General features: G+C 41.8%; 5 protein-coding genes. All 5 read left to right on the top strand.

All coding sequences use genetic code 11. The features are described from left to right. Window positions 1–202 precede the first annotated feature (202 nt). The 5 genes from QNM16_RS05080 to QNM16_RS05060 all read left to right on the top strand — a co-directional run bounded on the left by QNM16_RS05080 (window position 203) and on the right by QNM16_RS05060 (window position 12,180). Window positions 203–2,320, top strand: a complete 2,118-nt coding sequence (locus QNM16_RS05080) for a DUF1302 domain-containing protein (RefSeq protein WP_284019487.1) — start codon at window positions 203–205, stop codon at window positions 2,318–2,320. Window positions 2,321–2,331: 11 nt separating this feature from the next. Beyond that, window positions 2,332–3,699, top strand: a complete 1,368-nt coding sequence (locus QNM16_RS05075; RefSeq protein WP_284019486.1) for a DUF1329 domain-containing protein — start codon at window positions 2,332–2,334, stop codon at window positions 3,697–3,699. A gap of 117 nt (window positions 3,700–3,816) precedes the next feature. Next, on the top strand, window positions 3,817–4,815 hold the full coding sequence (locus QNM16_RS05070; RefSeq protein ID WP_284019485.1) for a YCF48-related protein: 999 nt from the start codon (window positions 3,817–3,819) through the stop codon (window positions 4,813–4,815). After that, window positions 4,815–7,145: an efflux RND transporter permease subunit gene (locus QNM16_RS05065; RefSeq protein WP_284019484.1), complete on the top strand. Its 2,331-nt coding sequence runs from the start codon at window positions 4,815–4,817 to the stop codon at window positions 7,143–7,145. The genes QNM16_RS05070 and QNM16_RS05065 overlap by 1 nt, the downstream gene beginning before the upstream one ends. 202 nt (window positions 7,146–7,347) lie before the next feature. After that, entirely contained in the window at window positions 7,348–12,180 is a 4,833-nt protein-coding gene (locus QNM16_RS05060) for an NAD-glutamate dehydrogenase (protein ID WP_284019483.1), read from the top strand. Window positions 12,181–12,208: the final 28 nt, after the last annotated feature.

The raw sequence follows: 12,208 nt of genomic DNA, 5'->3' as shown, positions 1-12,208 counted from the left end.
TTAATTCGGTTTGTTTTAAACTTAAATTACGTGTTATAACTATTCTGGTAAGACGTCTTACCAAGGTTAAAAGACGGGCTAAAAAGTTAAAAATGCACCGAACGAACGCGTAAAATTTGTAATTTTCGATTTTCGCTTCTATCGTTACGACAACAAAAAACAATAACTTGATTAGATTTACCCGCCATAAGGGGGAGAAATAATGATAAAAAAAGCGCGCTTTACTAAGAACAAGATTATGCTTGGACTTGGAGCAGCCATTTTCGGAACGGTTGGCATGCATGCGCAAGCCGCTAATTTCCAAGTCGGTGATTTTGAGATAACGTTTGATTCAACGTTCTCATATGGACAAAGTATTCGTGTTGAGGACCGAGACTTTGGAATTATCGGTAAGAGTAACCACCCTAGGTTTAATTGGAGTGGGTATAATGCTTCAACGGGCAATACTTTGTACTCTTCATCGCAAGTTTGGAGCCAAGAAGGTGCTTACTCTAACAATGGTGATGCAGGCAACTTAAACTTTGATGCTGGTGATACTTTTTCTCAGCAGCTAAAAGGTACACACGAATTTGCCATCACTAAAGACAATTATGGCTTCTTCTCTCGCTTTATGTACTTCTATGACTTTGCGATGGAAGACGGTGATTTTGCTTACCGTAACCCAGTGTCTGGTCAACATGTAGATCCATGTGCAGATGACGATACGAAAGAACAGGTCTGTTCTGACGCTAGATTGCTAGATGCCTTTGTATGGGCTGATTTTGATTTAAACGATGGCAACAATCCGCTGTCTATTCGTCTAGGTCAGCAAGTAATCAACTGGGGTGAAAGTACATTAATATCGCATGGTATTAACGTAAACCCTGTTGATATTGACCGTCTTAAAGCGCCGGGCTCTGAGTTAAAAGAAGCATTCATTCCTGTAGGTATGCTTTGGGCTTCACTTGGCATTACTGAGAATGTCACGCTAGAAGCATTTTATCAATATCAGTGGCATGAGACTCGCTTGCCAGCGACCGGTAGTTATTTCTCGACGAATGATTTTGCATCTGCAAATGGTTATTCGCAAAATGTACAGCTTGGTTTCACGTCAAACCCAGATATTGACTTACATCATCTAACTGAAGCTTTAAATTCTTTGCAGTCTAACTGGGTTGGTGCACTTGCTGCACAAGGTTTAGACGTCACAGATCAAAGCGTCTTAAGCAGCCCTGATGCATTGCAAATGCTATCGTCTATGTACCTTGCTTACCCAACAAGAGTTGCGTTAAAAGGTAAGGGTGATGCGGGTAAAACAGATGCTGATGACAGTGGTCAATTTGGTATTCGTTTAGGTATGTTCGTTCCAGAATTGAACGATACTGAAATTGCGCTTTATCATATCAATTATCACAGCCGCAGACCGCTTATTTCTGGTAAAGCATCTAACTTTACTACCGGTGCGATAATGCAGGATCTTAACTATATTCAAAATAATAAGATCACAGAAGACAATATCACGAACCTTAACGCTTTCACACAAGCGGTTATCGTTTATCCTGAAGACATTAAACTTTATGGTTTGAGCTTTAACACAGCAATTGGTGAAACAGCTTTCTCTGGTGAATTTGCTTACCGTCAAGACGAGCCGCTACAGATTGATGACGTAGAGCTTTTATATGCAGGTATGGTTGAGCAGTTAGCTGCAGCAGGCATTCGCGAAGATTTTGAGGGTTTCTCTCAATTAAGCCAAGGTAATGACGTTTCATACGTCCAACCTGGCGAAGTAGCACAAGGCTTCGTTCTTAAAGACACGATGCAGCTACAATTCACAGCAACACATTTATTCGGCCCATCACTTGGCGCGGATAGTTGGGCGGTTGTCGGTGAAGTAGGTGCAGTTACGATCAAAGACATGCCTTCTTATGATGAGCTACGTTTGAATGTTGCGGGTACTGGTCGAAGTGGCACAATTGAGGGAATAGAAGGTCGTAACTACGACCTGATCCACCAAGCAGTGTCTAATGGCCCTGAAGTTAACCCATTCCCAACGGCTTCTTCGTGGGGCTACCGTCTGATTGCTAAAGGTGAATACAACAATTTATTCTCAGGTGTAAATTTCTCACCACGAGTTGTGTTTTCACATGACGTAAACGGAACAACACCAGATCCAATGTTCTTGTTTGTTGAAGATAGAAAGTCTATGGGTGTGAACCTTAACTTTAGCTATCAAAATGCATGGTCATTTGATTTAGGGTACAACACGTTCTGGGGCGGTGGTGCGACAAACACATTCTCAGATCGCGATTTTGTATCATTTAATATTAAGTATTCAATTTAAGGGCTTTCGATATGTTTAGAAAACCTACACTACTAGCAGCATCAATAATGACAATAATGGCTGCACCAATTGCTTTAGCGAAAATGACACCTGAAGAGGTTGATCGTTTGGGTAAAGATCTATCACCAATTGGCGCTGAAGTTGCTGGTAACGCTGATGGTTCAATCCCTGCTTGGACTGGCGGTATAACTAAGCCACCTGCAAACTTTAAGCCTGGTATGCACCACCCAGATCCGTATGCGGACGACAAGATCTTATTTACTATCGATAAGAGCAATCTTGATAAATATAAAGATAACTTGAGTCCAGGCCAGATAGCGTTATTTGAAACGTACCCAGATACGTTTAAAATGAATATATATCAAACGCGACGCAGTGCGGCTTATCCTCAGTTTGTATACGATGCGACTAAAAAATATGCATCAACGGCTGAGCTGATTGAAGGCGGTAACGGGATTAAAAATACAGCGATTGGTATTCCATTCCCGATTCCAGAAAATGGCTTGGAAGCGATTTGGAACCACTTATTAAGATATCGCGGTTTGTCTATCGCCCGTAACGGTGGTCAGGCGATGCCAACGGCTTCTGGTTCATATAACATTATCGGCTTTGATGAAAAGCTACTGGTTAAGTATTCAGATCCAAGTGCAACGCCAGAAGAGCTACAAAAATCTAATGTGTTATTTAAGTTCAAGCAGAAGGTAACTGAGCCTGCTCGATTAGCGGGAACTGCATTACTCGTTCACGAAACCATGGACCAAATTTTAACACCACGACAAGCATGGACGTATAACACAGGTCAGCGTCGAGTTCGTCGTGCACCTAACGTTGCATATGATGCACCGGGAACTGCGTCTGATAGCTTACGTACAACAGATGACTTTGACATGTTCAACGGTTCTCCTAACCGTTATAATTGGACATTAAAAGGCAAAAAAGAGATGTACATTCCGTACAACAGCTATAAATTACATAGCGACTCTTTGAAGTATGAAGATATTTTGAAGGCCGGTCATATTAATCCAGAGCACGTACGTTATGAAAAACACCGTGTGTGGGTTGTTGAAGCGAACCTTAAAGAAGGCACACGCCACATTTATAAAAAGCGTGTATTCTTCATCGATGAAGATAGCTGGCAAATTCATATAGCGGACTTATATGATAACCGTGATCAAATGTACCGCGTTGCAATGGCACATGGTATTAACTATTACGACGTACCGACACATTGGAGTACACTAGACGTATACCACGACTTAAACTCTCGTCGTTATCTAGCAATCGGCCTAGACAACGAAGAGAAAATGTATGACTTTACACAGTCATTCCAAGACAATGAGTTTACTCAAAGTGCACTTCGTCGAGAGGGAAGACGTTAATATAACGTCTTTCGGGATCAATTAATTTGGTCTTTCTACACTCTATTAAAACTGGACATCAATATGTCCAGTTTTATCCCCCCAGTCATTCACGACATTTTTATTTGAGTATTCATAATGATTAAGAAGTTAATTGCAACCTCGATTGCAGTGTTCGTTATGCAAAGTGAAGCTATTGGCAGCGCCTCAGAAGCGTTAAGAGTTGCACACCCAGAGAAAACCTTGCTAACTGATATTACCAATAGCGGAAAGAAACTTGTTGCCGTAGGGAAGCATGGGACAATAGTGTACAGTGATGATGGTTCAAGTTGGGAGCAAGCGCATGTACCAATCCAATCTCTCTTAACTGCGGTGGAATTTGCATCGGCAAAAAGAGGCTGGGCGTGTGGTCATGACGCTTCGATTTTAAATACCACTGACGGTGGCGTCTCTTGGCAAATCCAACAGTACTTGCCTGATCTAGAAAAACCTTGTTTAGATATCGAGTTTGTGGATGATAAGCAAGGTTTCGCAATTGGTGCATACGGCATGATGTATCAAACACAAGATGGCGGTAAAAGCTGGACTAAACGCTTTTTAAATGAGTTTGTACACCCTGATGACATTGAGTATTTAGCTGAACTAAAGCAAGACGATCCGCAGGCGTATGAAGAAGAAACGCAATTTATTTTACCTCACTTCAATCGAATGCTGATTGATGGCAACGATATTTTTCTTGTTGGTGAGATGGGTCTATTTGCGGTAAGCCGTGATTTAGGCACAACATGGACAAGAATTGACGAATTTTATTCAGGCTCACTGTTTGCTATAAACAAAAACAAAAAAGAACAGCTTATTGCAGCAGGCTTACGTGGCAACACATTTATTTCTGATAGTAAAGACGTCTCTTTTTCACCTATAAATGTGGAAAAAGCCGCGACGATTAACAGTATTGTTTCAACTGATGCTGCACAAATTATGCTGGCGAACAGCGGTTTCGTTTTTACTGTAGAGGGTGAAAATGTGAAAACAAAACAGCTGAAAAACGGTAAATCTATTCTTTCAGGTGTGCTGCACAATGGTCAACTAGTGCTTGCTACAGAAGAGGGTATTCAAACAATCGAGGTTGATCGCTAATGCAGTCTATTTTAAATCAACTAGTGTATGTCGTTTTTAGGCATCGTTTTATGGTTATAGCGCTGTTTGCGCTAGCGACGGTCTTTTTAGGTTATAAGTCTACACATATCCAGCTTGATGCATCTTTCAATAAAAATATACCTTTAAACCATGATTACATGAAGGTGTATTTAAAGCATGAAAAACAATTTGGTGGTGCGAACAGTATTTTAATATCTGTGTGTGATGCAGATGGTGATATTTTTAATCCTGAATTCTTTACACAGTTAAAAGCCGTTCACGACCAACTTTACTTTATCCCAGGCGTGAATCGCCCATTGGTAAACTCTATTTTTGCACCGAGTGCACGATTTGTAGAAGTCGTTGAAGATGGCTTTGCCGGTGGCCCAATCATTCCAGCGAACTTTACAGCTGATGCAACAGGTCTTGCTGTAGTGAAGCAGAATATTGAAAAAGCTAAAGTGGTTGGTCGTATGGTTGCGAGTGACTATTCTTGTGCCATGGTATCTGCTCAGCTTATGGAGACAGATCCGCAAACACAACAAAAGCTGGACACGCTCGCATTTGCGAAAAAATTAGAGTCAGAGATCCGTGAGCCTTTAAGCACAGATAAAGTATCAATTCATATCATTGGTTTTGCCAAGATGGCAGGGGATATTGCTGATGGTGCAAAAGATGTTGTGTTCTTTTTTGCAATCGCCATTTTATTCACTTTCATCATGGTTTGGCTATTTTGTAAGAGCTTTAAACTGACATTGTTACCTATTGCCTGTTCGTTAATTGCGGTAGTTTGGCAGTTAGGCTTGCTATCTGTACTTGGCTTTGGTCTAGATCCAATGTCTATTCTTGTGCCATTTTTGGTCTTTGCAATTGGTGTAAGCCATGGTGTACAAATGATCAACGCCATTGGTAAAAAGGTGTCTGAAGGCGTGAGCAGTAAGGTAGCTGCTGAAGCAAGCTTTAAAGCGCTGCTTATTCCGGGTGGTATCGCGCTGTTATCCGATACGATTGGCTTTATGACTTTACTTGCTATTGATATTGGTATTATCAGAGAGCTTGCCATCACAGCAAGTTTAGGTGTGGCTGTTATCATCTTTACTAACCTAATTTTACTGCCTGTCCTTGCTTCTTACTTTAAGTCGTCAAAAATGCATCGCGTTGATGATGGTAAAGCCAAAGCGAATAGTGTGTTCACTAAGCTAAGAGAAAGCTTGGTTTTAGCCACGGATAGACGCTACGCCGCAGTTATTTTACTGGTTTCCGCTGGATTATTTGCATTTGGTTATTGGCAGTCAAAAGACATGCGTATTGGTGACTTACATGCTGGTGCACCGGCGCTGCATGAAGACGCGCGCTATAACCTAGATACTTTTTTAATTTCAGATCGCTATGAGATATCTTCGGATATTTTAAAAGTCTTAGTAGAAGCATACCCAGCAGCATGTACTGAACACGATACAATGGATAGAGTCAGTCGTTTTCAGTGGCGAGTTGAAAACTTAGAAGGTGTACAATCCGCAGTTTCATTGAGTTCTGTAGCACAGGCTGTCAATGCAGGTTACAACGAAGGCAACTTAAAGTGGCAAACTTTACCTAGAAATGGTGCGTCTTTAGTTCAAGCGACTTCTCGCGTGGAAACGAGCACGGGCTTATTAAATGGCGACTGCTCTGTTATGCCGATCATCATTTTTATGGACGATCATAAAGCTGAAACCATTGACCATGTTGTGTCGCAAATTAAGCTGTTTGCTAAAGAAGAAGGGACAGATCGTGTAAGCTTCAAACTCGCATCAGGACCAATTGGTGTTATGGCTGCAACAAATGAATCTGTCGCAGCTGCACAATTACCAATGATGATCTATGTTTATGGTGCGGTGATTATTTTATGCCTTATCAGCTTTAGAAGTATAAGAGCAACAATCGCAGTTGTTTTACCTCTATATATTGTTTCAACCTTGGCGCAAGCGCTGATGGTTAAGCTTGAGATTGGTTTAACTGTATCTACATTACCAGTGATTGCATTGGGTGTGGGCATAGGTGTTGACTACGGCATTTATATTTTGTCTTCTATGATGAACCAATTGAAGCAAGGCATGCCATTATCGGCTGCGTATCGCAATGCATTGGCTGAACGAGGAAGTGCGGTATTGTTCACTGGTATTACCTTGGCCATTGGTGTAAGTACGTGGATTTTCTCTGCATTAAAGTTCCAAGTAGATATGGGTATATTGCTCACGTTTATGTTCTTGGTAAATATGTTGGGTGCTGTACTGCTATTACCTGCGATAGGGACTTTTATCTGGCCAGACCAGAAAAAAAAGTGTGAATAATTGTGCTCTTAAATGGCCTTAATTGGCCATTTATATCTACAATTTGTGAATATATGACCAACTGGCTGAAAAGCCTCAAATGTTTTTGTCAAAAAAGCTTTTTATTAGCGCCAGAAAGGTTAAAATCCTCTGGACTCCACGCTAATAATTGGCTGTACAAATAATCTACCGTTCAAAGGTGGTATAGATTAAGGAACACATAATGACACAAAGTGAAGGTCCAGCATCGGTTATCCTTGATAACGTTTGCAAGTTGATCCAGAAAAAAGTTCATGCCGATAAAGTGTCGCTCGTTGAAACATTCGCCAAAGCCTTGTACAGCAACATGTCTAAAGAGGACTTGGCTAATCGTAACGACAGCGACCTGTACGGTGCTGCTCTGAGTCTGTGGAATTCTCTTGAAAAGAATACTTCAGAAGATGCAGTTATCCGTGTATTCAACCCTGAAGTTGCAAAAGATGGCTGGCAATCGTCTCACACGATTGTAGAGATCATTTCAGATGATATGCCATTTTTGGTTGACTCAGTGCGTATGGCGTTAAGCCGTAAGAATATTGCTTCGCATCTACTTTTACACTGTCCTCTCAAGATCAACCGTGACCAAGAAGATAAAATCTCAGCTGTTTCAGGTTTAAAAACTGAACAAGAATCTTCATCTACTAAAACTGTTTTCTTTATTGAGATTGACCGTCAAACTGACGAGTCGGTTATTGCTGACTTTACGCAAGAATTAGAATCAGTATTAAAGGATGTTTCTGTTGCGGTTGAAGACTGGTTACTTATCAGAGATAAGCTGGTTGCAGTTGGTGAAGATATTCCTAATCGCAAACACAGCTCTTCTGAACAAGAACTCAGTGAAGCGGTTGAATTCCTCGATTGGCTTGCGCGTGATAACTTCACGTTCATGGGATACCGTCAGTATGACCTTGTGCCAGTTCAAGGTGACTATGAGCTTAAGCCTGTAGCAGGTTCAAGCTTAGGTCTAATGAAAAACTCTTCTGAAAGTAGTCGTCTGTTATCAGAACTACCAGAAGTTGCGCGCCTTGAAGCTCGCAGTAAAAACTTATTGATCTTAACCAAGACAAACTCTCAATCTCGCGTTCATCGTCCAGCACATATTGATTATGTTGGTATTAAGCGTTTTGATAAAGAGGGCAATGTGATTGGTGAAGATCGTTTTATCGGTCTTTTCTCTTCAAGTTTTTACAACAACAGTGCTTCTGACGTTCCTGTATTAAAGAGTAAAATTGCGCGCATCATGGAGCAGTGTGATTTTGCTAAAGGAACTCACGCTTACAAAGCAGTACTAAATATCTTAGAGACGTATCCACGTGACGAGCTAGTGCAGGCTCGTGAATCTGAGTTATTAGATGTCGCAACGGGTGTATTGCAAACCCAAGAGCGTGATATGTGTCGTCTGTTCGTTAGAAGAGACGTATATGGACGTTTCTTCTCTTGTATGGTCTATGTACCGCGTGAGAGATACAATACCGCGCTTCGTCGCGAAACTCAGAAATTGTTAGGCGATGCCTTTGGGTCTAACGAAAAAGTTGAGTTCACTACATTTTTCTCAGAGTCTACATTAGCAAGAACGCATTATATTGTTCGTGTAGCTGACAACAACATTAAGTACAACGTGAAAGAAATCGAAAATAATTTAGTAGAAGCTGCCCGTACTTGGGAAGACAAACTACAAACAGCTTTGCTTGCGGGCGAAGGTGAAGCACGCGGTAACGAGTTAAACCGTAAGTATGCAACGGCTTTCCCTCGTGCATATAAAGACGAAGTATTGCCAAGCGCCGCTGTCGTTGACATCTCTAAACTTGAGAAGTTGAGCGATGAGAATAAACTTGAAATGTTGTTCTACAGACCTCAAGAAGAAGCGAATTCACAGATCGTTCGTTTAAGCTTGTTCCATAAAGATGAGCCAATTCACCTGTCAGACGTGATGCCAATGCTAGAAAACTTTGGCTTACGCGTAATCGGTGAAACACCTTTTGCGGTTAAGACAAGCGATGGTCAAGTTAATTGGATTATGGATTTCTCTATGCTGTTAGACAGCAAAGGGCTAGCAGATTTTGATAAAGTATCAGCACGTTTCCGCGCTGCACTTATCAACGTTTGGAACAACCGTCTAGAAAATGATGGCTTCAACCGTTTAGTTTTAAAAGCAGGCTCTACGGGCCGTGAAGCATCTATCCTTCGTGCATACGCTAAATACATGCGCCAGATTGGTGTGACTTTCTCACAGTCTTACATCGAAAATACGTTCGAGCATTATCCTCACATCGCAAACCAATTGGTTGAGCTGTTTGAGAAAAAATTCTGCCCACAGAAGAAAGTTGCGCAAAAGTCACTTGATAAGCTAGTAGAAAAAATTTACCACGAGCTGGAAAGTGTCGCGAACCTTGATGATGACCGTATCATTCGTTTATACGTTGCAATGATTGATGCGACGCTTAGAACGAACTTCTACCAAAAAGAAGCGGATGGTTCTAACAAATCATACGTTTCATTCAAAATCCAGCCAAGCGCAATTCCAGAAATGCCGTTGCCGTTACCTGCATTTGAAATCTTTGTATACTCTCCTCGTATCGAAGGTGTTCACTTACGTGGTGGTAAGGTTGCGCGCGGTGGTTTACGTTGGTCTGACCGTCGTGAAGACTTCCGTACAGAAGTGCTTGGCCTAGTTAAAGCACAGCAGGTTAAGAACACTGTAATCGTACCTGTTGGCTCTAAAGGCGGCTTCGTATGTAAACAGTTACCAAATGACCGTGAAGGTTTCTTCCGTGAAGGACAAGAGTGCTACAAGATCTTCATCCGTGGTCTGTTAGACATTACTGATAACATCATTCATGGTGACATCGTGCCGCCTGTAGATGTAGTTCGTCATGATGAAGATGACCCATACCTAGTAGTTGCTGCCGATAAAGGTACAGCGACATTCTCAGATATTGCCAACGGTATTGCTGATGAATATAACTTCTGGCTAGGTGATGCATTTGCATCAGGTGGTTCAATTGGTTATGACCACAAGAAGATGGGTATCACAGCTAAAGGTGCTTGGGAGTCAGTTAAACGTCACTTCCGTGAAATGGACATTGACTGTCAAACAACTGATTTCACAGCGGTTGCTATTGGTGATATGGCGGGTGACGTATTCGGTAATGGTATGTTGCTATCTGAGCACACGCGCTTAGTTGCTGCATTTAACCACATGCACATCTTCATCGATCCAAACCCAGACGCAGCGAGCTCTTACAAAGAGCGTGCACGTATGTTTGAATTACCACGTTCATCGTGGGAAGACTATGATGCAAGCTTAATTTCTCAAGGTGGCGGTATTTTCTCTCGTGCAGCGAAGTCAATCACTCTAACACCAGAAATTAAGAAAATGCTTGGTACTAAGAAAGCAAGCATGACACCAAATGAGTTGATTAAAGCACTTCTAATGATGCCAGTTGATCTACTTTGGAATGGTGGTATCGGTACTTACATCAAAGCGAAAAACGAGAGTGACGCGGATGTAGGTGACAGAGCGAATGATGCACTACGTATTAATGGCTCTGAGCTTGGTGCTAAGATCTTCGGTGAAGGCGGTAACCTAGGTGCTACGCAACTTGGTCGTATTGAGTTTGCAGCTAAAGGCGGTCGTATTAACACTGACTTTATCGATAACGTTGGTGGTGTTGCGTGTTCAGATAACGAGGTAAACATTAAGATTTTACTTAATGGTCTAGTTGCTGAAGGTGACCTTACGAAAAAACAACGTGACGAATTGCTATACGCAATGACTGACGAAGTGTCTGAGCTTGTACTAGCTGATTGTTACCGTCAAACACATACATTGTCTGTAACCAAGTCTAAAGGTCCTGCGACACTTAAAGAAAAGATCCGCTTCATACATGCACTTGAAAAAGACGGCAAGCTTGATAGAAACATTGAGTTCTTACCAAGTGATGAAGAGCTAGCTGAACGTGCTGCAGCTGGTCTTGATTTAACTCGTCCAGAATTGTCTGTACTCGTTTCTTACTCTAAGATGGTACTTAAAGAAACATTAGTGGTTGATGAAATCACTGAAAATCCTTACTACCGTCAGTTACTAGTAAACTCTTTCCCTGTGCCTCTTCGTGACCGCTTTAATGCGGCAATGGACGAGCATCCACTGAGAAAAGAGATTATTGCAACTAAGCTTGCTAACAACATCGTAAACGATATGGGCTTGAACTTCATGATCCGCATGCATGAAGAAACAGGCGCAACAGAAGCTGAAATTGCACTTTGTTACTCAATTGCATGTGCGACATTCGAGATGTCAGAAACATGGGCTGAAATTTCAGCGCTTGATAACAAGATCCCATCGGCTGTACAAACAGAAATGTTGTATCAGTTACGTCGTACAGTTCGACGTGTTACGCGCTGGTTCTTACGTCACCGTAATAAAGCACTTAGTATCGAAGAAACAATTGAATTCTTCGCACCGACATTTGCAGATTTAAGCACTAATCTGACAACTTACATGGTTGAAGAAGAAAGTGCACGTCTTGCTGAGAAAGCAGCTGAGTTAACATCAGAAGGTGTTCCACAAGCATTAGCGGATCGCATCGTATCGCTATCTAGCTTGTTCTCTGTGATGGATCTTGCAGAAGTTGCAAATAATGCGAAGCGTGATATCTCAGTGGTATCTAACACGTACTTTAAGTTAGGTGCAAACATGGGTCTGCACTGGTTCCTAGACCAAATCACTGCGCAACCAGTGGCTAACCACTGGCAGGCACTAGCACGTGCTTCATACCGTGAAGAGCTAGACTGGCAGCAGCGTGCATTGTCTGAAGTTGTTCTGAACAGCTTTGAAGGAGACGGTGAAGTTGACGCACTTATCAATCAGTGGATGGATAATCAGTCTTCACTTCTACACCGTTGGCAGCAAATGCTAGCGGAGTTTAAGACTTCTCAGAACCATGACTTTGCGAAGTTCTCAGTAGCGTTAAGAGAATTAATGTTACTAAGTCACAACTGTGACACTTCCAAATAAAAATTAACACGTTAAAATACCCCGGCAA

It is taken from the genome of Pseudoalteromonas umbrosa (genome assembly GCF_030125375.1).
Classification (GTDB): domain Bacteria; phylum Pseudomonadota; class Gammaproteobacteria; order Enterobacterales; family Alteromonadaceae; genus Pseudoalteromonas; species Pseudoalteromonas umbrosa.
The sequence above is the reverse complement of the archived record's forward strand: the minus strand, read 5'-3'. Positions and strand labels throughout refer to the sequence as shown.

Coding starts and splice junctions, on each gene's coding strand:
- QNM16_RS05080 (WP_284019487.1), top strand. CDS start 203: ATGATAAAAAAAGCGCGCTTTACTAAGAACAAGATTATGCTTGGACTT.
- QNM16_RS05075 (WP_284019486.1), top strand. CDS start 2,332: ATGTTTAGAAAACCTACACTACTAGCAGCATCAATAATGACAATAATG.
- QNM16_RS05070 (WP_284019485.1), top strand. CDS start 3,817: ATGATTAAGAAGTTAATTGCAACCTCGATTGCAGTGTTCGTTATGCAA.
- QNM16_RS05065 (WP_284019484.1), top strand. CDS start 4,815: ATGCAGTCTATTTTAAATCAACTAGTGTATGTCGTTTTTAGGCATCGT.
- QNM16_RS05060 (WP_284019483.1), top strand. CDS start 7,348: ATGACACAAAGTGAAGGTCCAGCATCGGTTATCCTTGATAACGTTTGC.